Below are 22,162 nucleotides of genomic sequence, written 5' to 3'. Positions count from 1 at the left end.
GGGCTGCCGGGCAGCAGAACGCCGGGCAGCATGGCGGCTGGGCGACGGGCAGCGCGGAGTGTTGCGTGTGTCCGGTGTGCCGGGCGATCGCCGGGCTGCGCAACCCGACCGCGGAGTCCGCCGAGCGGCTGGCCAGCGGCGCGGGCGACGTGGCGAGCGGTCTGGCGCGGATGCTCCGCGGCCTGTCGGCCATCTCCAGCGCCGCCGGGGTCCGGTCGAAGCCGCAGCCGCCGCCTCGGCCGACGCCCACTCCGGACGAGGCGTGGTCGGCGGCGACCCGCGGCGGGACCGCACGGCCGGCGGAGCGCATTCCGACCGAGCAGGACGTCCGGGAGGGCGCCGACCCCTGGACGGCGGCGACCCGGACCCCCCGCCCCGCACCCGACCCGAAGCCGTCGTCACCCGAGACGCCCGCGGCGGCCGGCAAGGCGCCCGTCCAGGACGGCTCGGCCGACCCCGGCGCGGACGCGGATGACTCCGGGCCGGTCGTGGAGACCCGGCCGACCGGCGACCCTTGGGCGGCCGCGACCCGGACACCGGGGCGACTCGCACCGACCAGGCGGCCCGGAGCACCGAGGCGCCCGGTTGCGCCCGAGTCCTCGGCGCCATCCGGGCGATCCTCGGCGACTGGGCGCCCGGCTACCCCTGAGCACTCTGCGGCGCCCGAGCGGCCTGGGACGCCTGGGCGGCCTGCGGCGTCTGCGCAGGTTGTGACACCCGAGCAGTCTGTAGCGCCTGGCGCGGCTGTGGTGTCTGAGCACTCTGTGGCGCCTGATGCGGCTGTGGTGCCTGAGCACTCTGCGGCGCCTGATGCGGTTGTGGTGCCTGAGCAGGCTGAGGCGGCTGAGGTGCCTGACGCGGCTGAGCAGGTTGTGGCGGCTGAGCGCCCGGTGACCCCTGAGCCATCTGCGGCATCCGAGCGGCCTGGGGTGCCGGGGCGGCCTGCGACATCTGGGCGGCGTGCGGCATCTCGGAAGCCGGCGGCGGCGGGGAAGTCGGGGGTGGCTTTGGCCTCTGGGGAGGCTGTGGCCGCTGAGGCGGGTGTGGTTTCTGAGCAGTCTGTGGCGTCTGGCGAGGCTGAGGCGGGCCGGCCCGTCGCGGAGCGGGCGGGGATTTCGGAGCGGGAGCAGGTCGGGGACGGCGCTGCTGCGGTTGAGGACGCCGTCCCGCGTACGGAAGAAGGGGTTGGGTAGTGGCAACGTGATGGGCGCCACCACGGTCACCGTTGTTGCAACCCGGCAAATGGCGACACGAGGGTCGGTACCGGCGTGGCGGAGATGCCCAGCGTGGATCATGATGTTCCGGGCACTGTGCCGGTCGCCTAGGCGGCCGAGGACCGGGGCGGTGGTGCGGGCGACGACGCCCGGCCGCGCGACCCGGTGCAAGACAACAAGAGGGGAACTGGCGGCGTGACGCTGACCATCGGAATCGACGTCGGCGGCACGAAGGTGGCCGGCGGGGTGGTGGACGAGCAGGGCGTGGTGCTGGCTCAGACCCGCCGCGAGACCCCGGCACACGACCCGGAGGGCACCCGGGACACGATCGTGGCGGTGGCCGCCGAACTGGCCGCCGCGCATCCCGACGCGAAGGCCGTCGGTATCGGTGCCGCCGCCTGGATCGACGCGGCGGGGGCGACGGTGCTGTTCGCGCCGAACCTGGCGTGGCGGGACGAGCCGGTGCGGGACTACGTCTCGAAGGCCGTCGGGCTGCCGACCGTGCTGGAGAACGACGCCAACGTGGCCGCCTGGGCCGAGTTCCGCTACGGCGCGGCGCGGCAGGCCGACGACTCGATGGTGATGATCACGGTTGGGACCGGGATCGGCGGCGGGGTCGTGCTCAACGGCGTGCTGTGGCGGGGCGCGAACGGTGTCGCCGGTGAGCTGGGGCACGTGCAGTCCGTGCCCGACGGGCATCCGTGCGGCTGCGGCCGGCTCGGCTGTCTCGAGCAGTATGCCAGCGGCAACGCCCTGGTCCGGTTCGCGCGGGCCGGTGCGCGGCAGGAGCCGGGGCGGGCCGAGCTGCTGCTCGAGCTCGCCGGCGGTGACGCCCTCGCGGTCAGCGGGCGGATGGTCACCGAGGCCGCGCAGCGCGGTGACGGGGTGGCCCGGGACGCGTTCGCGCAGATCGGCTACTGGCTCGGGGTGGCGATGGCCGACCTGGCGCAGATCTTCGACCCGCAGGTGCTGGTGGTCGGCGGTGGCGTGATTGACGCGGGTGAGCTGCTGATGGGGCCGACCGAGCGGACCTATCGCGAGCAGCTTGCCCAGCGGAACCGCTTCCCGGTCGCCGAGATCAAGGCGGCCGAGACCGGCAACACGGCGGGCGTGCTCGGCGCGGCCGACCTGGCACGACGGATCTGACGGGCGCCCGGCAGATCCGAACTAGCGACGAGGAGCACGACGTGTCCGGGGTCCCGCTGCGGGTGTTGAGCTACAACGTGCACGGGCTGCGCGACGACCGGGCGGCCCTGACCGGGCTCGTCCGGGACCTCGAGCCGGACGTCGTGATCGTGCAGGAGGCGCCGCGCCGGTTCCGCTGGCGGCACAAGTGCGCGGCCCTCGCCGACGACGTCGGCATGGTGGTCGCCGCCGGCGGGCTGCCGTCGCTGGGCAATCTGCTGCTTGTCAGCCTGCGGGTGCGGGTACACGAGACCTGGTGTCTGCGGTACCCGCTCAAGCCCGGGCGGCACCTGCGCGGTGCCGCGTTCGCGCGCTGCTCGGTGCGGGGTGCCCGGTTCACCGTCGCCGGCTCGCATCTGGCCACCGACGCGGGGGAGCGGCCCGACCAGGCCGCCCGCTGGAAGGAGGCCCTGTCCGTCGTCGAGGGGCCGCTGATCGCGGGCGGGGACCTCAACGAGGGGCCGGGTGGCGGTGCCTGGCGTACGGTCGCGGACGGCCTCGTCGACACCGCCGGGGCCGCCTGTTCGACGCTGACGTTCCCGGCGACGCTGCCCCGGGTGCGCATCGACGCGATGTTCGTATCGCCCGATATCGGCGTCACGCGGTACGAGGTCGTCGGCACCGAGCGGGCCCGCCGGGCCAGTGATCATCTTCCGGTTCTGGCGGAACTCGCGCTGCCCGCTTCGTAGCCCGATCGCGCGCTTCCGAGTTGGGTTCGCGTCTGCGAGTATCTGCGGGTGCAAGACACCTCAGACATTGCGGACCGGCACGACGCGGTCTGTGTGATCGGCGCGGGCGGCAGCGGCCTTGCGGCGATCAAGAACCTGCGTGAGCAGGGCTTCTCCGTCGACTGCTACGAGCGGGAGACGTCCGTCGGCGGCGCCTGGAACTGGCGGCACGACCGCAGCCCGGTGTACGCGAGCACGCACCTGATCTCGTCGCGCCCGCTCACCGAGTTCCCCGACTTCCCCATGCCGGACGACTGGCCGGACTATCCGCACCACAGCCAGATGCTGGGCTACCTGGAGCGCTACGCGCGGCACTTCGGGCTCGGCGACAGCATCTGGTTCGGCACCGAGGTCGTGGCCGTCACGCCCGTCGGCGACGGGCGCTGGGACGTGACGACGCGCAGCACCGGCGGCGGCGCCGAGCGGATCCAGCGGTACGCGGCCGTCGTCGTCGCCAACGGGCACAACTGGTCGCCGAAGAAGCTGCCGGTCGACTCGTCGGCGTACCGGGGGCAGGTGATCCACGCGTCGGCGTACAAGGACCCGGCGCAGCTGCGCGGCCGCAAGGTGCTCGTCGTCGGCGGCGGCAACACCGGCTGCGACATCGCCGTCGAGGCCGCACAGCAGGCCACCACCGTCTGGCACTCGACCCGCCGCGGCTACTGGTACGCGCCCAAGTACGTCCTGGGCCGCCCCGCCGACCAGGTCAACGACAAGATGCTTCAGCTGCGCCTGCCGCTGCGGCTGCGCGAGTGGATCTACCGCCGCACGCTGCGGCTCACGGTCGGCGACGTCACCCGGTTCGGGCTGCCCCGGCCCGACCACCGCCCGTACGAGAGCCACCCGGTGGTCAACAGCCAGCTCGTCTACTACCTGGGCCACGGCCGGATCACCCCGCTGCCGGACGTCACCGGGCTGGACGGGTCGACTGTGGAGCTGGCCGACGGCCGGCGCGTCGAGCCCGACCTGATCATCACGGCGACGGGCTACCTGCCGCGGTTCGAGTTCCTGGCTCCCGAGCTGCTCGACATCGACGAGGACGGCAAGCCGGACCTGCACCTGCACGCGTTCGCCCGCAAGCACCCGACGCTCGCCGTGATCGGCCTGCTCCAGCCCGACGCCGGGCTGTTCCCGCTCGCGCACTGGCAGAGCGTCGCGGTGGCCCGCTGGCTGCGGCTGCGGCTGTCCGACCCGGAACGGGCGGCCGCGGTGCAGCAGAAGGAGTCGGCGCGGCCGCTGCGGTCGTGGACCCGGCTGCGGGTCGTGCCGTCGTCGCGGCACTGGTTCGAGGTCAGCCACACCAGCTATCTGCGGGTCATCGAGGACCTGCTCAAGCGGATGGAGGGAGTGGCGTGAGCTCGCAGGTGCTGCGGTTCGAGGACTGGACGGCGCCGGTGCCGGCGGTGGAGCGGGAGGTTGTCGAGGCGCTGCCGCAGAGTCCGCAGGAGCTGCCGCCGGTGCTCTTCGTTCCCGGGATCGGGCACGGTGCCTGGGCGTTCGCCGAGCACTGGCTCGCGCACACCGCCTCACGGGGCTTCGCGGCGTACGCGGTGAGCCACCGGGCCGAGGGTTCGCTGCGCGCGTACGTGCACGACGTGGTCCAGGTGGCGGCGAGCCTGCCGCGCCAGGCCGTGCTGGTCGGCCACGGCGCCGGCGCGCTGCTGGTGTCGCACGCGCTGACGCGCTACCCGGCCCGCGCCGCGGTCCTGGCCGCGCCGGTGCCGCCGGGCTGGTCGGCGCTCGGCGCGGCGCTGCGGGCCAACCCGTTCGGCACGCTGCCTGCGTTGTTCGGCGCCGCGCCCCGGCTGAGCCGCCGACAGCTCTTCGGCGCCGACCTGGCGGAGGCGGAGGCCTACCGCGGGCGGCTGGTGCGGACGCCGGCCCGGATCTACCGGCAGGTGCTGTTCGCCAAGCCGGCGGCGGCGCCGGTCGGCGCGCCGCCGACCCTGGTCGTGGGCAGCCCGGACGACCGGGTGGTGCCGCGCTCGGCACTGGACCGCGCGGCGGCCCGGTACGGCGGCGCACCGCTGTTGTTCCCGGGCATGAGCCACGACCTGATGCTGGACACCAAGTGGCAGGAGCCGATCGACGCGATCCTGGACTGGCTCGACAAGGAGCTGGCCACGACCTAGCGGCGCAGGCCGGCCGCGAGCCGGCCGGTGTGGTCGAGGGCCGTGAGGTATGCCCGGGCCCACGCCAGGATGTCGTGGGTGGCGAGGTGTTCGCGCATCGCCGTCATCCGGCGTTCCAGGTCCGCCGGGTCGGCGTCCATCGCCTGCAACAGCGTCGTCTTCAGCCCGTCGACGTCGTGCGGGTTGACCAGGAACGCGTCCTCGAGCTCGGCCGCCGCCCCGGCGAACTCGCTGAGCACCAGCGCGCCCGTGTTCGCCGCGCGGGCGGCGACGAACTCCTTCGCGACCAGGTTCATGCCGTCGCGCAGCGGCGTCACCACCATGACGTCCGCCGTCTGGTAGAGCGCGGCCAGCTCGGCGCGGTCGAAGGACTGGTTCAGGTAGTGGATCGCGGGTTCGCCGACGCGGCCGTACTCGCCGTTGATCCGGCCGACCTCGCCCTCGATCCGGTCCCGCAGGACCCGGTAGCTGTCGACCCGCTCCCGGCTCGGCACGGCCACCTGCACCATCACGGTGTCGCGGACCTTGACCCGGCCGTCGCGCAGCAGCTCGCTGTACGCCGTGAGGCGGTGCTCGATCCCCTTTGTGTAGTCGAGCCGGTCGACGCTGAGCAGCACCCGCCGCGGCTGTCCCAGGTCGGCGCGCAACTGCTCGGCGTGGCCGACCACGTCGGGCCGGGCGGCGAGCGCCTGCATCTCGGCCACGTCGATGGAGATCGGGAACGCGCGGGTGCGCACCACCCGGCCGTCGAGGGTGATCTGGTCGTCGGTGGTCCGGGCGCCGAACAGCTTCACGGCGAGCTGGGCGACGTTGTGTGCCGCCTGCGGCCGCTGGAAGCCGACCAGGTCCGCGCCGAGCATCCCGCGCAGCAGCTCGGAGCGGCGGGGCAGCTGCATGAACAGCTCGGGTGGCGGGAACGGCACGTGCAGGAAGAAGCCGATCAGCACGTCCGGGCGCAGCTCGCGGAGCAGCTGCGGCACGAGCTGGAGGTGGTAGTCCTGCACCCAGATCGCGGCGCCGGGCTCGGCGACCTCGGCCGCCGCCTCGGCGAAGCGCCGGTTGACGTCGCGATAGGTCTCCCACCAGCCGCGGTCGAAGACCGGCTGCTCGACGGCGTCGTGGTAGAGCGGCCAGAGCGTCGAGTTGGCGAAGCCCTCGTAGTAGCCGCGTAGCTCCTCTTCGGACAGCGCGACGGGCCTGATCCGCAGGGTGCCGATGTCGGGCAGGGCGGGCGCGGTGTCGATGCCGCCGTCCCAGCCGATCCATGTCGCGGGGGTCTGCTGGAGGATCGCGTGCAGGGCGCTGGCGAGGCCGCCGGGGCTGCGCCGCCACTCGCAGGCGCCGTCGGGGGCGGCGTTGTCATCCAGCGGAAGACGGTTGGCGACGACCACGAGCGAGCTCTGGCGCATCCACGAGAGGCTACGCGATGACTACCGAGCGAAACAATGATGCTGGATTATGTCGCTTTTCATACGACCGCGCCGTCATCGAAGTCATCGTCGTCGTCACCGGAGCGCAGTCGCCAGACCAACGTCACGGCGCCGCCGACGATCGCGGTGAAGCCGATCAAGGTCACGTAGTTGCGGTCGATCGGCAGCAGCCAGGGGAAGAGGAAGAGCACGAAACCGAGGACCACGCCCAGCACGCCGGCGACCGCGTACTTGGAGATGTGCGGCAGCGGCGGCGGGGGCGGTGGCGTGTAGCGCTCGTCGTCGCTGTCGTCGTCCGTGCCGGTGCCGAACGTGTCCAGCCCGTCGAGCAGCGACGGCTCGTCGGTGCGGCGGCGGTTCAGCGAGACGCCGGAGATGTCGGTGGCCGACGGGAGCGTGCCGCCGGGCTGGCGCGGCGGCCGCTCCGGCCCGTCGCTCTTGGGCGGGTCGGGTGCCCGGGTCGGGTCGACGCCCTCGGCGGCCGGCCACGGCGGGGCGGTCGGATCGACGGCGGTGTGGAAGCCGGCCACGATCTTGGCCCACTCGGCGTCGACGTCGCTCTGGTCGCCGCCGGTGCGGGTGCTGGGCCGGGGCGCGGGCGGGGTGGGGTCGGCGCCGCCGGTCAGCTTGTCGAGGTGCTCGCGGGCGGTGTCGAGGTGGGTGCGGTCGACGTAGAGCCGGTCCGTGGGGCGAGCGGGGAACGTGGTGGCGCGCAGGATGGGGTTGAGGTCGGCGGACGGTTGCAGGTATGCGGCGATGCCGCCGGCCGCCAGCACGTCGAGCAGGTGCTCACCCACGCGCGGATCGACGTCGCCCGCGACCGCATAGTCGGCCGCGTCGAGTCCGTTGTCCCGCCGCCCGCGACGGGCGCCACCCGCTGACACCCTGCTTCACTCCTCGCTCCGCGCCGTCGCGCGTCGTGTCCGCCCCATCCGGCGGAGCCGTCTGGCCGTGTTGCACCGGCCCGACCGTGTCTTGAATGGTGACACGACAGACGCCGGTTGCGGGAGTGCGTTGTGGCGTGCCGCTCCCGCTTCGTACGCTTTCCTCTGCCCACGACCGTGGCGCGCGGGAAAGGACTTCGGTGTTCTACTGGCTGCTCAAGTACGTGGTGCTCGGACCCGTCCTCAAATGTCTGTTCCGCCCCGATGTGAGGGGGCTCGACCACGTTCCGGCTTCCGGCCCGGTGATCCTTGCCTGCAATCACCTCTCATTCTCCGACTCGATCTTCACACCGCTGCTGGTGAAACGGCGGGTGACGTTCGTCGCCAAGGCGGAGTACTTCACCGGTAAGGGCATCAAGGGCTGGCTCATGCGGCAGTTCTTCGTCAGCACCGGGACCATCCCGGTGGACCGTTCGGGCGGCAAGGCGGCCCGGGCGGCGCTGGACACCCAGTTGCGGGTGCTGCGCTCGGGCAACATCGCCGGCATCTACCCGGAGGGCACCCGCTCGCCCGACGGCCGGCTCTACCGCGGCAAGACCGGGGTGGCCCGGCTGGCGCTGGAGAGCGGCGCGCCGGTCGTGCCGGTGGCGCTGCTGAACACCGACGAGATCCAGCCGACGGGCAAGCTCATCCCCAAGATCAAGCGAGTCAAGGTTCGCTTCGGCGAGCCGCTGGACTTCTCCCGCTACGCCTCCTCGCTCGGCGACCGCTTCGTCGAACGCGCGGTCACCGACGAGATCATGTACGAGCTGATGACCCTCAGCGGCCGCGAGTACGTCGACGTCTACGCCGCCAGCCTCAAGACCGCCATCGTCGCGCCGACGCCCACCAGGACGCCCGTGAACGACTGACCCCTTAACGGTCGGCCATGCCGGCTCGGCGGCGTAGGGCCGATACGTCGGTGACCACGATGCGGCGGCCCTCGGTGCGCAACCAGCCCCGGCTCGCGAAGGAGCCGATGGCCTGGTTGACGCTCTGCCGGGAGCCGCCCGCCATCTCGGCGAGCTGGCTCTGGTTGAGCTCGATCGTGATCATCGGCGCCTGGCTCTCGCCGGCCAGCCGCACCAGCGTCTTGGCGACCCGGCCCGGCAGATCGAGGAAGACGTGGTCGGCGTTCTGCTCGGTGAGCCGGCGGATGAGCGCGCCGACCGAGCGCATCACCGCGTCCAGGATGCGGGGGTTGGAGTGCACGAGGTCGATGAAGGCGACCCGGGAGAGGGCGAGCGCCTGGCTGTCCTCGATCGCCTCGGCCGAGGCCGAGCGGGTCAGCGCGTCCAGAAGGGACACCTCGCCGAGCACGTCGGGCGGGCGCACCACGGTCAGGACCGCGCGCTCGCCCGTCGGTGCGGTGCGGAAGACGGCGATGGCGCCGCGCCGGAGGATGATCAGGGAGTCGCCGGGGTCGTGCTCGACAAAAAGGATCTGACCTTTGCGGTAGGTCCGCGGCACGGCGGCGGCGATGACGCGCTGCCGGACGTCCGGCTCCAGGCCGGCGAACATGTCCACGCCTGTGAGCGCGTCACCCTGCTCTGCTAGGCGATGATCCACGGTAAAGTCCCTCTCCCCGGTCGGGACCCCCGTGGACGTAGTTGTCCGGCGCCGGCCCCACGACGCGAACGATCACTCTTAGCATGAAGAGCGCTGTCGACGCCATTTGATACATCCAGCAGACGCATACGATCATCTCGCGCTCATAGCTTTCTGTACACCCTCCAATCGCCCCGCGTGACTATCGCCCATGGTGTCCGTCGGCATTACGGTCTGTACCGGGATAATCGCCGCCGTGCCGGATGACGACCTTCTTCGATCGACGTTGCGTGACCGATGGCACCTCGTGGCCGCGGACATCACGGCGCTCAGCGGCGGGATGCTGTCGCGCTGCTGGGACGTGACCGCCGGCGGCGAGCGCCTCGTGGTCCGACTGGCCGACCCGGCCGCCCGCCTGCCCGTCGAGGCGGGGCTGGCCGCCGCGGAACACCTGCGTGGCACCGGGATCCAGGCGGGCGAGCCCGTGCGTACCCTCTCCGGCGGACTCACGGCGGAGACGTCCGCCGGTGCGTTCGCCGTGCTCCGCCGGGCGCCGGGCCGGACCCTGGACGGCCGCGACCCGATCGACCAGCAGTTCTGGGGCGACCGCCTGGGCGCGGTGCACCGCGCGCTGCAGGGCTTCCACCACCCGGGCCTGCGCCGCTGGAACCTGCTCGACCCGGACGCGCCGCACCTGGCGATCGAGCCGTGGCTGCGCCCGGCGGTCACCGACGCGGTCACGGCGATGACCAGGCTGACGGTGACGGACCGGCTCACCTACGGCGTGCTGCACGGCGACCCGGCGCCGGAGACCTTCCTGGTCGACCCGGCGACGGGCCGGGCGGGCCTGCTGGACTGCGGCGCGAGCGGCACCGGCCCGCTGCTCTACGACGTGGCGGCGGCGGTCGTCTACGCGGGCGGCACCGAGACCGCGGCGGAGCTGCTGGACGGCTACCTCGCGGCCGGCCCGGTCGACGAGGGCGAACTGCACGCGGCGCTGCCGGTGCTGCTCCGCTTCCGCTGGGCGGTGCTGGCGGACTGGTCGGCGCGGCGCCTGGCCGGCGGCGAGCGCGAGGGTGCCCGCGAGGTGACCCGCGCGGCGCTGGCGCGGGCCAGGGAGGCCCTGGCGGAGACGACCGGGCGGCCATAGGCGAGGATGGTCCGCGATGGCCTACCGGTATTTCTATGACTGCGAATTCATCGAGGACGGCCGCGTGGTCGACCTCGTGTCGATCGGCGTCGTCGACGAGTTCGGCCGCGAGTTCTACGCGGTCTCGACCCAGTTCGACGACTCCCGTGCGGTGCCCTGGGTGCGCCGCAACGTGCTCGACAAGCTCCCGTCCCCGGCGGACCCGGCCTGGCGCTCGCGCGAGCGCATCCGCGACGACCTCTACGAGTTCCTCCGCGAACCGGTGCGTGGCCGCGACGAGCAGATCGAGCTGTGGGCCTGGTACGCGGCCTACGACCACGTGGCGCTCGCCCAGCTGTGGGGTGCGATGCCGGCGTTGCCGCGCGAGATCCCCCGCTTCACCAAGGACCTGCGCCAGCTCTGGGACGAGCTGGGCCGGCCGGCGCTGCCGACCGCGCAGGGCCGCCACGACGCGCTTGTGGACGCGAAGCACAACCTCGCCCGATGGAACGCCATGACCGAGGCCAGATCCATCGCGAGGTGACGGGAAGTGACCGCCGGCCGGGCGCCCACGCGGGTGCCGCCGGCACCGGAAACCCTTTGCTCGTCAGGAATATTACCGGCGAGTAACCGCGGGGCGCTTTGGCCCTGGCCGGACCCGACGACTACAGTGCGTTTGCGACCCGCCCCGGGACCCGGCAGTGCAGCCGGATGACCGATTCCCCAGGGAGACGGGCATCTCGCGACCCGATCAGGGAGGACGAGTAATCATGCGCATCGGCGTGCTCACCGGCGGCGGCGACTGCCCCGGTCTGAACGCGGTGATCCGGGCCGTCGTCCGTAAGGGCGTTGCCACTTACGGACACGAGTTCGTCGGATTCCGCGACGGGTGGAAGGGCCCCCTTGAGGGCCTCACGAAGCCCCTCGGCATCGCCGAGGTCCGGGGAATCCTGCCGCGCGGCGGCACCATCCTCGGCTCTTCCCGTACCAACCCCTTCAAGATCGAGGGCGGTGTCGAGCGGATCAAGGCCAACCTGGCCGAGCAGGGCGTCGACGCGCTGGTCGCGATCGGCGGCGAGGACACCCTCGGCGTCGCGACCAAGCTCAACGACCTGGGCGTGAACGTCGTCGGCGTGCCGAAGACGATCGACAACGACCTCAACGCCACCGACTACACCTTCGGCTTCGACACCGCGGTCAACATCGCGATGGAGGCCATCGACCGGCTGCACACCACGGCCGAGTCGCACCACCGCACCCTGGTGGTCGAGGTCATGGGCCGGCACGCCGGCTGGATCGCGCTGCACGCCGGCCTCGCCGGCGGCGCCAACGTCATCCTGCTGCCGGAGCGCAACTTCGACGTCGACCAGGTCGCCACGTACGTGACCAAGCGTTTCCAGGTCGAGTACGCCCCGATCGTCGTGGTCGCCGAGGGCGCGCAGCCGCTCGAGGGCCAGATGGTGCTGCACAACCAGGAGCTCGACGCGTTCGGCCACGTCCGCCTCGGCGGCATCGGCCAGTGGCTGGCGCAGCAGCTGGAGGAGAAGACCGGCAAGGAGGCCCGCACGGTCGTTCTCGGTCACATCCAGCGCGGCGGCACGCCCAGCGCGTTCGACCGGGTGCTCGCGACCCGGTTCGGCCTCCAGGCGATCGACGCCGTGCACGAGGGTGACTTCGGCAAGATGATGGCGCTGCGCGGCACCGACATCGTCCGGGTCCCGCTCGCCGACGGCACGGGCGAGCTCAAGACCGTTCCGATCGAACGGTACGACGAGGCCGAAGTCTTCTTCGGCAGCTGAGCATCGCACTGGTTGAAAGGGCGGGCGTTGCCAGACGCCCGCCCTTTCCTCTTTGATCGGGAGGACGCATGACTGTCGTCGCGGTGCTCGGCGCCGGCAAGATCGGTGAGCTGGTGCTGTCCGGCCTGCTCCGCGCGGGCTGGCCCGCGGAGAGGCTGCTCGTGACCGCCCGCCGCCAGGCCCGCGCCGAGGAGCTGCGGGAGCGCTACGGCGTCCGGGCGGTGGACAACGCGACCGCCGTCGCCGAGGCGGACGTGCTGGCCATCGCGGTGAAGCCGCAGGACGCGGACGCGCTGCTGAGCGAGATCGGTCCGAAGATCCCCGCGGACAAGCTGATCATCTCGCTCTGCGCGGGCCTGCCGACCGGCTTCTTCGCGGCCCGGCTGCCCGAGGGCACCCCGGTCGTGCGGGTCATGACGAACACCCCGGCGCTCGTCGACCAGGCGATGACGGCGATCTCGGCCGGCTCGCACGCGACCGGCGAGCACCTGGCCGTCGCGGAGGAGATGTTCAAGCCGCTCGGCGCGACCATCCGGGTGCCGGAGTCGCAGCAGGACGCCGTCACGGCGCTGTCCGGCTCGGGCCCGGCCTACTTCTACCTGCTGGTCGAGGCGATGATCGACGCCGGGATCCTGCTCGGGCTGCCGCGCCAGGTCGCGCACGAGCTGATCGTGCAGACGGCGATCGGCTCCGCGATCATGCTGCGCGACTCGGGTGAGCACCCGGTGAAGCTGCGCGAGGCCGTCACGTCGCCCGCGGGCACGACGATCTCGGCGATCCGCGAGCTGGAGAACCACGGCGTGCGCGCGGCCCTGCTGGCCGCGCTGGAGGCGGCCCGGGACCGAGCGCGGGAGATCGCCGCGCAGGCCTAATACCAGATGGCTATGCGGGTGCCGTTGTTCTCCTCCGGGGGGCTCGGGTGGCTCAGCGCCGCACCCGTCGCCATCCGGTGCGCGCTCCACGCCACCGCGGCCGCGTCCAGCACGTCGTCCGGCGGCGCCTGACCCGCCGGGCCGAGGTGGTCGGGCAGCACGATGCCGTGCCGGGCGAGCAACTCCCGGCGCCGGGCCTGCCCGGTCCAGGTCTTCTTCGCGTACGCGAGCGGCTCGCCGGCCATCTGCCGGAACGACACCTCGGGGTGTGCCTCGAAGAGCAGGCCCGGGTGCCGTTCCCAGATGGCGTTGGCCTCGAGCAGCTTCGGGCGCAGCGCCCACGACTGGCGGCTCAGCCCGGCGCCGGTCAGCTCGCGGCAGAGCCGGTTGGCGGCGGCGAAGTCGCCCTCCTGCCACACGGCCTTCGGCGGCACCCGGAAGACGCTGCTGCGCCGCGGGCCGAGCTGGTCGGCGGCGAGGGTGTCGGCCGCGCGCCAGCGGTCGGGGAGCATGCCGAGGGGGATGTCGACGCCGATCACCGCCGCGCCGGAGCTGCCCGCGACGATCTCGTAGAGCGTGGACGCCAGCATCGCCCGGCCGAAGGCACCGTCGCGCAGCTCGACACCCACCCAGCCGAGGGCGTACGCGTCGACGCCGATCACGTGGATGCTCATCGGCCGCTCAGCGGGGGAGCAGTTTCTCGATGACGGCGACGACCTCGCCGTCCTGCGGTTCGGTCCGCGGGCCGAAGCGGGCGGCTACCTCGCCGTCGGGGGCGACCAGGAACTTCTCGAAGTTCCATCCGATGTCAGGGCCGTCGCCGACCAGCTCCTGGTAGAGGCGGTGCCGTCCGGGGCCGTTGACCTCGACCTTCTCGGTGATCGGGAACGTGACGCCGTAGTTGACCTGGCAGAAGTCCTCGATCTCCGCGGCGCTGCCCGGCTCCTGGCCGCCGAACTGGTTGCACGGGACACCGAGGACGACCAGGCCCCGGTCCGCGTACGTGCCGTGCAGCTGCTCCAGGCCGGCGTACTGGGGAGTGAGTCCGCACTTGGAGGCCACATTGACCACCAGGACGACCTGGCCGCGGTAGCGGTCCATATCGGCCGATCCGCCGGAGAGTGCGTCGATGTCGACGTCGAAGATGGTCATGACCGCAGACTACGCGCAGTGGCCGAGTGAGTGCACGCCGTCGCTTCCAACTCCGAAAAGTTAACGCCGCGCTTATTCCGCGTTGACCTTCTTGACTGAAGTTCATAGATATGACTACCGTCTCTTCAACTTCCCTTTGGAAGGTTTCCTAACTGTTCTTGAGGAGACGCAGTGATGAAATCCCTCCGCCGCGCCTTGTGGGCCGGGGCCGTCGTGGCGGTCGTGACCGCTGCGATGCCCATGGTGCACGCGTCGGCTGCCGCTGCTTGTGCCACCGCCTGGAGCCCCACCGCGGTCTACACCAAGGACATGACCGCGTCACAGTCCGGCAAGAACTTCACCGCCAAGTGGTGGACCCAGAACGAGAGCCCCGACACCCACAGCGGTCAGTGGGACGTCTGGATCGACAACGGCGCCTGCGGCGGCACCACACCCCCGACCACGCCGCCCACCACGCCCCCGACCACACCCCCCACGACCCCGCCCACGACCCCGCCGACCACGCCGCCGACCACGCCGCCGGGTGGCAAGGCCGTCGTCGGCTACTTCGCACAGTGGGGCGTCTACGGCCGCAACTACCACGTCAAGAACATCGTGACGAGCGGCTCGGCCGCCAAGCTGACCCACATCCTGTACGCCTTCGGCAACACCACCGGCGGCCAGTGCACGATCGGTGACTCGTACGCCGACTACGACAAGGCATACACGGCGGCGGACAGCGTCGACGGCGTCGCCGACACGTGGGATGCCGGCGCGCTGCGCGGCTCGTTCAACCAGCTGCGCAAGCTCAAGAAGGCGTACCCGAACATCAAGGTGATCTGGTCGTTCGGCGGCTGGACCTGGTCCGGCGGCTTCACCCAGGCGGCGGCCAACCCGACCGGGTTCGCGAACTCCTGCTACAACCTGGTCAAGGACTCCCGCTGGGCCGACGTCTTCGACGGCATCGACATCGACTGGGAGTACCCGAACGCCTGCGGCCTGTCCTGCGACGCCAGCGGCCCGGCCTCCTACAACAACGTGATCAGCGCGCTGCGCACCAAGTTCGGGCAGAACTTCCTGATCACCTCGGCGGTCTCGGCCGACGGCTCGAACGGCGGCAAGCTGGACGCGGCCGACTACGCGTCGGGCATCTCGAAGCTGAACATGGTCTACCCGATGACCTACGACTACTTCGGCGCCTTCGCACCGCAGGGCCCGACCGCACCGCACTCGCCGCTGACCTCGTACCCCGGCATCCCGCAGCAGGGGTTCTGGTCCGACGCGGCGATCCAGAAGCTGAAGAGCAAGGGCGTGCCGGCCAACAAGATTCTCCTCGGCATCGGCTTCTACGGCCGCGGCTGGACCGGCGTCACCCAGGCCGCACCGGGCGGCACGGCGACCGGCGCGGCGCCGGGCACCTACGAGGCGGGCATCGAGGACTACAAGGTCCTCAAGAACAGCTGCCCGTCGACCGGCACCGTCGGCGGCACCTCGTACTCCAAGTGCGGCAGCAACTGGTGGAGCTTCGACACCCCGGGCACCATCGCCGGCAAGATGACCTACGCGAAGAACCAGGGCCTCGGCGGCGCGTTCTTCTGGGAGTTCTCCGGCGACACCAGCAACGGCGAGCTCGTCACCGCGATCAAGAACGGCCTCGGCTGAGCTACTGATCGCCAGTTCCTAGAGAGTGGGGCGCCGGGATCCTCCCGGCGCCCCCTTTGTGCCGACGATTAGGCTTCCCGTCATGCGCCGAGAGTGGCATCAGCTCAGTCATCCCGGGGTCGGCGCCACGGCCCTGCAGACCTCCCGTCCGTCCACCGACTCCGCCGAGGACGAGGCCCTCGGCCTGGACCGGTGGCGTTCCCTGCCGCGGGTGCAGATGCCGCCCTGGCAGGACCTGGACGAGGTCGCGTCGGTCTGCCGCGTGCTCGACACCGTCCCGTCGATCGTCGCGCCCTACGAGGTCGACCAGTTGCGGCACCGCCTCGCCGAGGTGTGCGAGGGCCGGGCGTTCCTGCTACAGGGCGGCGACTGCGCCGAGACCTTCGCGGACAACACCGAGAGCCACCTGCTCGCCAACGCGCGCACGCTGCTCCAGATGGCGGTCGTGCTGACCTACGGCGCGTCGATGCCGGTGGTGAAGGTGGCCCGGGTCGCGGGGCAGTACACCAAGCCCCGGTCGGCGGCGACGGACTCGCTCGGGCTGCCGGCGTACCGCGGCGATCTGATCAACTCGCTGGAGGCCAACGAGGCCGCCCGGGTCGCCGATCCGCAGCGCATGATCCGGGCGTACGCGAACTCGGCCGCCGCGATGAACATGCTGCGGGCGTACCTGTCGGGCGGCCTTGCCGACCTGGCCGGCCTGCACGACTGGAACAAGGACTTCGTCCGGGCCTCGCCCGCCGGCGAGCGTTACGAGGCGATCGCCCGCGAGATCGACCGTGCACTCGACTTCATCCGCGCCTGCGGCATGACCGAGGACGAGGCGCTGCGCACGGTCAGCCTGTACTGCTCGCACGAGGCCCTGGCGCTGGAGTACGACCGCGCGCTCACCCGGGTCTCCGACGGCAAGGCCTACGGCCTCTCGGGTCACTTCCTGTGGATCGGCGAGCGCACCCGGCAGCTCGACCACGCGCACATCGACTTCATCAGCCGCATCGCCAACCCGATCGGCGTCAAGCTCGGCCCGGGCACCAGCCCGGAGACCGCCATCGAGCTGTGCGAGAAGCTCAACCCGGAGAACGAGCCGGGCCGGCTCACGCTGATCAGCCGGATGGGCAACGGCAAGGTCCGCGACACCCTGCCGCCGATCGTGGAGAAGGTCACCGCCAGCGGCGCCAAGGTCGTCTGGCAGTGCGACCCGATGCACGGCAACACGCACGAGTCGTCGAACGGCTACAAGACCCGGCACTTCGACCGGGTCGTCGACGAGGTGCTCGGCTACTTCGAGGTGCACCGCGGCCTCGGCACCCACCCGGGCGGCATCCACGTCGAGCTGACCGGCGAGGACGTCACCGAGTGCCTTGGCGGCGCGCAGGGCATCGAGGACCTCGACCTGCCGGACCGTTACGAGACCGCCTGCGACCCGCGGCTCAACACCCAGCAGAGCCTCGAGCTGGCGTTCCTGGTCGCGGAGATGCTCCGTGGCTGACCTGCGCTCGGACACCGTCACCCGGCCCACCGCCGGGATGCGCGCGGCGATGGCGGCCGCCGAGGTCGGCGACGACGTCTTCGGCGACGACCCGACGGTCATCGCGCTCGAGCGGCAGGTGGCCGGGCTGTTCGGGCACGAGGCGGCGCTGTTCACGCCGACCGGCACGATGGCCAACCAGATCGCGCTGCAACTCGTGGTGCCGCGCGGCGGCGAGCTGCTCGCCGGCGGCGACGCGCACGTCGTCGCGTACGAGCTCGGCGCGGCCGCCGCGCTCGGCGGCATCTCCACCCGCACCTGGCCCTCGGTCGGCGCGGCCCTCGACGTCGATCAGATCGACGCGATGATCCGGCCGGCGGGCTACCCGTCGGTGCCGACCCGGGCGATCGCCGTCGAGCAGACCCACAACCTCGGCGGCGGCACGGTGATCAGCCTGGAGACCCTGCGCGGGCTGCGCGCGGTGGCGGACCGGGCCGGCGCCGCGCTGCACTGCGACGGCGCCCGGATCTGGCACGCGCACATCGCCGACGACGTGCCGCTCGACGTGTACGGCCGGCTCTTCGACACGCTGTCGGTGTGCCTTTCGAAGGGCCTCGGCGCGCCGGTCGGCTCGCTCGTGATCGGCAGCGCCGAGAAGATCGCGGAGGCCAGGGTGATCCGCAAGCGGCTCGGCGGCGGGATGCGCCAGGTCGGCATCCTGGCGGCGGCCGGGAGCTACGCGCTCGACAATCACCTGTCCCGGCTCGCCGAGGACCACGCGCGGGCGTGGCGGCTGGCCAAGGCGCTCGAACCGTTCGGCGTGATCGAGGCGGACCGGGTCCGGACCAACCTGGTGCCGCTGGACCTGAGCGCGGCCAAGCTGGACGCGCCGTCGCTGGCCGCCGCGGCGGCCGAGCGCGGTGTGCTGATCGCGGCGATGCTGCCGCGCACCGCACGCCTGGTGACACACCTGGACCTGACCGACTCCGATGTGGAGAAGGCGGCCTCCGTGCTGGGCGAGCTGCTCTCCTAAGGCGTGTTCTTCGGGTCGCCGGAGACCAGGCGCAGGCCGGGCCGGTTCCGGTCCGGCGTGCGCCGGTCCTTGCGTTGCTGGTCCGGCGCGCTCGGCTCGGTGGTCAGGACCTGGCCGAACACCGCGTAGCGGTGCACGCTCGTCGGCCCCGGTGTCGTCAGCCGGGCGAGCGCGGCCGCGGCCGCCAGGTCCGCGGGCAGATAGACGACCAGCCGCTGACCGTCGTCCGCGGGCAGTTCGAGCGTCTCGTAGGCCAGGCGGATCTCGCGGGCCTCGGGGTGGTAGAAGCGCGTGACGCCGTTGGCGCAGGCCGGCCCGGACACGGTGTCGTACCGCCGGGCGAACGTGTCCCCGGCCGTGACGGTCAGCTCGTCCACCAGCGCCGCGACGTCCGGGTCCGCGTGGAACGGGCCCTGCTTCAGCGCGGCGACCTGCTCGTCGGCGACCTTGTCCCAGTCGGGGTAGACGGTCCGGGCCCGCTCGTCGGTGAACACGAAGCGCAGCAGGCTGGGCGGCGTGCCGTCCAGCAGCCCGGCGGCGCCGGCCACCGCCGCGTAGCTCGTCGTGTGCGCCAGCGCCTCGCCCAGGTGGTTGAGCAGCACCGCCAGCGCCGGCTCTAGCGTCTGCAACAGGGCCAGCACGGCCGGCCGCACCTCGCGGGCGGGACCGGCCTTGCCGTGGCCGGCGAGGCCGGCCTTGGCGAGCTGGTACAGCCGCGCCCGTTCGGCCGGGGTGAGCCGCAGCGCGTCGCCGAGCGCCGCCAGCACCGGCGCCGACGGGTGGTGGTCGCGGCCCTGCTCGAGCCGGGCGACGCGCTCCGCGCTGATCCCGGCGAGCGTGGCCACTTCGGAGCGGCGCAGTCCGGGCTTGTTGCGGCGACCCCCGTCGGGCAGCCCGGCCTCGGCGGGGTCGATCGCCTCCCGCCGGGCCCGAAGGTACAGCCCGAGCTCGTTGCCGCTCACCTCAGGAGCCTAGCGTCTGTCCCTACGGCCGGAGACCCTTGAGGACGGCGATATCGGCCGCGTGGCCCTCGTGCTCCTTGCTCGGCGTCTCGACGATCACCGGAACGCCCGCGGTCGCGGGGTGCGCCAGCAGCTCGGCGAACGGCGCCGTGCCGATCCGGCCCGCGCCGATGGTCTCGTGGCGGTCGCGGGTCGAGCCGCACTCGTCCTTGGAGTCGTTGGCGTGTACCAGCTGGAGCCGGCCCGGGCCGACCGCCGCCACCAGGGCGTCCAGGGTCTCGGTCATGCCGCCGGGCCGGGCCAGGTCGTGCCCGGCCGCCCAGGCGTGGCAGGTGTCGAAGCAGACGCCCAGCCACGGGTGGTGCTCGACCGCGTCCAGGTACGGCCCCAGGTCCTGCACCTTCGACGCCAGGCTGCGCCCGCCGCCCGCGCTCGGCTCCACCAGCAGCCGCGGCAGGCCCCGCTGTGCCGCCGTGTCCAGCAGCGGCAGCAGCGCCTCGCGGAGCCGGTGCAGCGCCTTGCCGCCGGGGTCCTCGTCGACGGAGCTGCCCGCGTGGAAGACGACCGCCGTCGCGCCGATCGCGGCGCCCCGGTGCAGCGCGTGCTCCAGCGTCTGCGCGGACCGCTCGACGGTCAGCTCGGTCGGCGAGCCGAGGTTGACCAGCAGCGAGGCGTGGATGTACGCCGGCAGCCCCCGCTCGCCGCAGCCGTCCCGGAACAGCGTGTCCTGCTTCGGGTCGCCGGGCGGCAGCGCCCAGCCGCGCGAGTTCGAGACGTAGACCTGGAGCGCCTCGGAGCCGGCCGCGTCCGCGTACGGCAGAGCCGCCTTGGCCAGTCCACCCGATGTCTTGGTGTGCGAGCCGACCGGCCGGCTCACCTGCACCCCAGCACCACTTCGCTCTGCGGCGGCACCGGGGTGCCCGGCGGCGGGTTCTGGCCGACGACCACGCCGTTCGGGTTGCCGTCGACGCGGACCCGCAGGTTCTGGCCCTGCACGGTCTGCTGCGCCAGCGGGCACAGCTGGTTGGTGAGGTCCGGGACGGCGATCGCCGGCGGCCCCTTGCTGACCTGGAGCTTGATCTCGTCGTCCTGCTCGGCGCCGCTGCCCGGCTTGGGGGACTGGCCGATGATCTGGTCGGCGGGCTGGTCGCTGTCCTTGTACTCCTCGACCACGCGGAGCCCGAGCCGCTCCGCCTCGGCGCGGGCCTCGTTGATGTTCCGGCCCTGGAAGTCCGGCACGGTGATCGGCGCGCGGCCCTTGCTGACCACCACGGTGACGGTCGCGCCGGGCTTGAGCTCCGTCGCGGCCTTCGGGTCGGTGGAGATGACCACGCCCTCCGGCACCGAGTCGCTGTACTTGCCGGTGCCCTGCTTGAACTTCAGCTTCGTGGCCTCGATGTCGCCGCGGGCCGCGGCCGCCTCCAGGCCGACGACGTCGGGCACCGGGTAACGCTCGGGGCCCAGCGACAGCGAGACGGTGACGACGCCGCCCTTGATGATCTTCTCGGCGGGCGGCGGGTCCTGGCTCAGCACGATGTCCTTGGCGACGGTCTCGCTGAACGCCCCGGTGCCGATGCGCAGCTCGAAGCCCTCCTTGGCGGCGGCCTGCTCGGCCTGCGCCCGGCTCATGTTCACCAGCTGCGGCGCGTCGGTGTAGCGGCCGAGCGTCACCCACCAGGTGCTGCCGACGACGGTGAGCACCATGACGACGACCGCGGCGAGGATCAGGATGCGGCGCCGGTCGGCGCCGACGGTGCCGACCACGGTGCCGCCGGAGACCGGCGGCCCGCCGGCGCGGCGCTGGCCGCGGGTGCGGGGCGCCTGCTCGGGCAGGCGGGCCCAGGTCGGCCGGTCGCCGGGCAGGGCGGTGGTGACGGCGGGCACGAGCGTGGTGGCGTCGCCCGCCACCGGGCGCGCCGGCACCTGGCGCAGCAGCGCGGTCTCCACGTTCGCCGCGCCGAGGTCGTCGCGGACCACCTGCACCTCGGCGAGCATCGCGCCCGCGTCGGTCGGCCGGGCTCCCGCGTCGCGGCGGGTGGCCCGGGTGACCAGGTCGTCGAGCACGATCGGCAGGCCCTTGACGATGCTGGACGGCGCCGGGACGTCGTTGTCGACGTGCTGCCAGGCGACCTCGACCGGCTCGCCGTCCTCGTACGGCACCCGGCCGGTGAGCATCTCGAAGAGCACGATGCCGGCCGAGTAGACGTCGGTGCGGGCGTCCGCGTGCCCGTCGGTGACCAGTTCGGGCGCGACGTAGGCCACGGTCGCCATCAGCTGGCCGGCGTCGTCGCTCGAGCTCGCCTCGACGGCGCGGGCCAGGCCGAAGTCGGCCACCTTCACCACGCTGTCGACCAGGTTGGCGATGCCGCCGCTGGGCGCCTCGGCGACCAGCACGTTCTCCGGTTTCACGTCACGGTGCACCAGCCCGGCGCGGTGCGCGGCGGCGATGGCGGCGAGCATCTGCTCCAGGATCGCCAGCGCCTCGACCGGGTTGAGCCGGCGGCGCTGGGTGAGCAGGTCGCGCAGCGTGCGGCCCTGCACGTACTCCATCACCAGGTAGGGCAGGCCCTGGTGGCGCCCCTGGTCGTACACGGCGACGACGTTGGGGTGGGTGAGCCGGGCGATCGTCTTCGCCTCTTCGGTGAAGCGATCGACGAAGTGCACGTTCGTCGCCTGCGACGGGTGAATGATCTTCAGCGCGACGGTCCGCTCGAGCCGGTCGTCCACCGCCGTGTACACGGTCGCCATGCCACCACGGGCGACCCGGCCGGTGATCCGGTAGCGCCCGTCAATCGTCGTGCCGATCAATGCGTCGGCGACTGTCGTGTCCATCGGCGTGAAGTGTATGTGTCCTTCCGGGCGTGGCAGACGAGGATCCTCACAGCTGAGACCTAACGGGTATAACGCAGGGCGGTGACCAGGGCATTCAGGAGAAAACGACCCGCG

The 22,162-nt window shown here is 72.3% G+C and carries 20 protein-coding genes; 12 read left to right on the top strand and 8 right to left on the bottom strand.

The genetic code is table 11. The features are described from left to right. Positions 1-1,409 precede the first annotated feature (1,409 nt). Genes BJ971_RS30360 through BJ971_RS30345 form a run of 4 tightly spaced genes read left to right on the top strand, consistent with a single transcriptional unit; the run spans position 1,410 to position 5,259 of the window. Positions 1,410-2,360 carry an ROK family glucokinase gene (locus BJ971_RS30360; RefSeq protein ID WP_184996581.1) on the top strand — a complete coding sequence of 317 codons (951 nt, stop codon included), beginning with the start codon at positions 1,410-1,412 and terminating at the stop codon, positions 2,358-2,360. Between the two features lie 41 nt (positions 2,361-2,401). Beyond that, on the top strand, positions 2,402-3,088 hold the full coding sequence (locus BJ971_RS30355; RefSeq protein ID WP_184996580.1) for an endonuclease/exonuclease/phosphatase family protein: 687 nt from the start codon (positions 2,402-2,404) through the stop codon (positions 3,086-3,088). A 48-nt stretch (positions 3,089-3,136) separates the two neighbouring features. Next, the gene (locus BJ971_RS30350; RefSeq protein WP_184996579.1) at positions 3,137-4,483 is read left to right on the top strand and encodes a flavin-containing monooxygenase; all 1,347 of its coding nucleotides are present in this window, start codon (positions 3,137-3,139) and stop codon (positions 4,481-4,483) included. After that, positions 4,480-5,259, top strand: coding sequence for an alpha/beta hydrolase (locus BJ971_RS30345; protein WP_184996578.1), 780 nt, complete (start codon positions 4,480-4,482; stop codon positions 5,257-5,259). The genes BJ971_RS30350 and BJ971_RS30345 overlap by 4 nt, the downstream gene beginning before the upstream one ends. On the opposite strand, the gene BJ971_RS30340 is transcribed toward BJ971_RS30345, so the two are convergent. Together BJ971_RS30340 and BJ971_RS30335 are read right to left on the bottom strand one after the other, a co-directional pair. Next, positions 5,256-6,668 carry an alpha,alpha-trehalose-phosphate synthase (UDP-forming) gene (locus BJ971_RS30340; RefSeq protein WP_184996577.1) on the bottom strand — a complete coding sequence of 471 codons (1,413 nt, stop codon included), beginning with the start codon at positions 6,666-6,668 and terminating at the stop codon, positions 5,256-5,258. The two genes, BJ971_RS30345 and BJ971_RS30340, sit on opposite strands and share 4 nt — an antisense overlap. Before the next feature lie 59 nt (positions 6,669-6,727). Further along, positions 6,728-7,573, bottom strand: coding sequence for a DUF308 domain-containing protein (locus tag BJ971_RS30335; protein ID WP_184996576.1), 846 nt, complete (start codon positions 7,571-7,573; stop codon positions 6,728-6,730). A gap of 200 nt (positions 7,574-7,773) precedes the next feature. Between BJ971_RS30335 and BJ971_RS30330 the strand changes: the two genes are divergently transcribed. Beyond that, positions 7,774-8,484 (top strand): lysophospholipid acyltransferase family protein, encoded by a 711-nt coding sequence (locus BJ971_RS30330; protein WP_184996575.1) that lies wholly within the window; start codon positions 7,774-7,776, stop codon positions 8,482-8,484. Between the two features lie 4 nt (positions 8,485-8,488). On the opposite strand, the gene BJ971_RS30325 is transcribed toward BJ971_RS30330, so the two are convergent. Further along, entirely contained in the window at positions 8,489-9,181 is a 693-nt protein-coding gene (locus tag BJ971_RS30325) for a Crp/Fnr family transcriptional regulator (RefSeq protein WP_184996574.1), read from the bottom strand. 235 nt (positions 9,182-9,416) lie between these two features. On the opposite strand from BJ971_RS30325, the gene BJ971_RS30320 reads away from it, so the two are divergent. The 4 genes from BJ971_RS30320 to proC all read left to right on the top strand — a co-directional run bounded on the left by BJ971_RS30320 (position 9,417) and on the right by proC (position 12,960). Next, positions 9,417-10,310, top strand: coding sequence for a phosphotransferase enzyme family protein (locus BJ971_RS30320; RefSeq protein ID WP_184996573.1), 894 nt, complete (start codon positions 9,417-9,419; stop codon positions 10,308-10,310). Between the two features lie 16 nt (positions 10,311-10,326). Next, complete coding sequence (locus BJ971_RS30315) at positions 10,327-10,833, top strand: polyadenylate-specific 3'-exoribonuclease AS (protein ID WP_184996572.1); 507 nt, start codon at positions 10,327-10,329, stop codon at positions 10,831-10,833. Between the two features lie 226 nt (positions 10,834-11,059). Then, entirely contained in the window at positions 11,060-12,088 is a 1,029-nt protein-coding gene (locus tag BJ971_RS30310) for a 6-phosphofructokinase (protein ID WP_184996571.1), read from the top strand. A 68-nt stretch (positions 12,089-12,156) separates the two neighbouring features. Next, positions 12,157-12,960, top strand: a complete 804-nt coding sequence (gene proC / locus BJ971_RS30305; RefSeq protein ID WP_184996570.1) for a pyrroline-5-carboxylate reductase — start codon at positions 12,157-12,159, stop codon at positions 12,958-12,960. Here the strand turns inward: proC and BJ971_RS30300 are convergent. Then, positions 12,957-13,634, bottom strand: coding sequence for a DUF429 domain-containing protein (locus BJ971_RS30300; RefSeq protein ID WP_184996569.1), 678 nt, complete (start codon positions 13,632-13,634; stop codon positions 12,957-12,959). The genes proC and BJ971_RS30300 overlap by 4 nt on opposite strands. A 7-nt stretch (positions 13,635-13,641) precedes the next feature. Further along, entirely contained in the window at positions 13,642-14,112 is a 471-nt protein-coding gene (locus tag BJ971_RS30295) for a glutathione peroxidase (protein WP_184996568.1), read from the bottom strand. A 171-nt stretch (positions 14,113-14,283) separates the two neighbouring features. On the opposite strand from BJ971_RS30295, the gene BJ971_RS30290 reads away from it, so the two are divergent. From BJ971_RS30290 to BJ971_RS30280, 3 genes are all read left to right on the top strand, one after another. After that, positions 14,284-15,753 carry a glycosyl hydrolase family 18 protein gene (locus BJ971_RS30290; protein WP_184996567.1) on the top strand — a complete coding sequence of 490 codons (1,470 nt, stop codon included), beginning with the start codon at positions 14,284-14,286 and terminating at the stop codon, positions 15,751-15,753. A gap of 82 nt (positions 15,754-15,835) precedes the next feature. After that, positions 15,836-17,242 (top strand): class II 3-deoxy-7-phosphoheptulonate synthase, encoded by a 1,407-nt coding sequence (locus tag BJ971_RS30285; RefSeq protein WP_184996566.1) that lies wholly within the window; start codon positions 15,836-15,838, stop codon positions 17,240-17,242. Next, on the top strand, positions 17,235-18,254 hold the full coding sequence (locus tag BJ971_RS30280) for a threonine aldolase family protein (protein ID WP_184996565.1): 1,020 nt from the start codon (positions 17,235-17,237) through the stop codon (positions 18,252-18,254). Before BJ971_RS30285 ends, BJ971_RS30280 begins: the two co-directional genes overlap by 8 nt. Here BJ971_RS30280 and BJ971_RS30275 read toward each other — a convergent pair. From BJ971_RS30275 to pknB, 3 genes are read right to left on the bottom strand one after another with little or no spacing between them, the layout of a single operon-like run. Then, positions 18,251-19,216 (bottom strand): helix-turn-helix transcriptional regulator, encoded by a 966-nt coding sequence (locus BJ971_RS30275; RefSeq protein ID WP_184996564.1) that lies wholly within the window; start codon positions 19,214-19,216, stop codon positions 18,251-18,253. The two genes, BJ971_RS30280 and BJ971_RS30275, sit on opposite strands and share 4 nt — an antisense overlap. Positions 19,217-19,238: 22 nt before the next feature. After that, positions 19,239-20,099, bottom strand: coding sequence for a deoxyribonuclease IV (locus BJ971_RS30270; RefSeq protein WP_184996563.1), 861 nt, complete (start codon positions 20,097-20,099; stop codon positions 19,239-19,241). Further along, the gene (gene pknB / locus BJ971_RS30265) at positions 20,090-22,048 is read right to left on the bottom strand and encodes a Stk1 family PASTA domain-containing Ser/Thr kinase (RefSeq protein WP_184996562.1); all 1,959 of its coding nucleotides are present in this window, start codon (positions 22,046-22,048) and stop codon (positions 20,090-20,092) included. The genes BJ971_RS30270 and pknB overlap by 10 nt, the downstream gene beginning before the upstream one ends. Positions 22,049-22,162: the final 114 nt, after the last annotated feature.

Origin of the sequence: Amorphoplanes digitatis (assembly GCF_014205335.1) — a bacterium.
Lineage (GTDB): Bacteria > Actinomycetota > Actinomycetes > Mycobacteriales > Micromonosporaceae > Actinoplanes > Actinoplanes digitatus.
This window is presented reverse-complemented; position numbering and strand designations above follow the sequence as displayed.

What these genes read in the sequence shown, in the direction of transcription:
- BJ971_RS30340 (WP_184996577.1), bottom strand. Translation starts at nt 6,668, where the DNA reads ATGCGCCAGAGCTCGCTCGTGGTCGTCGCCAACCGTCTTCCGCTGGAT.
- BJ971_RS30315 (WP_184996572.1), top strand. Translation starts at nt 10,327, where the DNA reads ATGGCCTACCGGTATTTCTATGACTGCGAATTCATCGAGGACGGCCGC.
- BJ971_RS30310 (WP_184996571.1), top strand. Translation starts at nt 11,060, where the DNA reads ATGCGCATCGGCGTGCTCACCGGCGGCGGCGACTGCCCCGGTCTGAAC.
- proC (WP_184996570.1), top strand. Translation starts at nt 12,157, where the DNA reads ATGACTGTCGTCGCGGTGCTCGGCGCCGGCAAGATCGGTGAGCTGGTG.
- BJ971_RS30300 (WP_184996569.1), bottom strand. Translation starts at nt 13,634, where the DNA reads ATGAGCATCCACGTGATCGGCGTCGACGCGTACGCCCTCGGCTGGGTG.
- BJ971_RS30295 (WP_184996568.1), bottom strand. Translation starts at nt 14,112, where the DNA reads ATGACCATCTTCGACGTCGACATCGACGCACTCTCCGGCGGATCGGCC.
- BJ971_RS30285 (WP_184996566.1), top strand. Translation starts at nt 15,836, where the DNA reads ATGCGCCGAGAGTGGCATCAGCTCAGTCATCCCGGGGTCGGCGCCACG.
- pknB (WP_184996562.1), bottom strand. Translation starts at nt 22,048, where the DNA reads ATGGACACGACAGTCGCCGACGCATTGATCGGCACGACGATTGACGGG.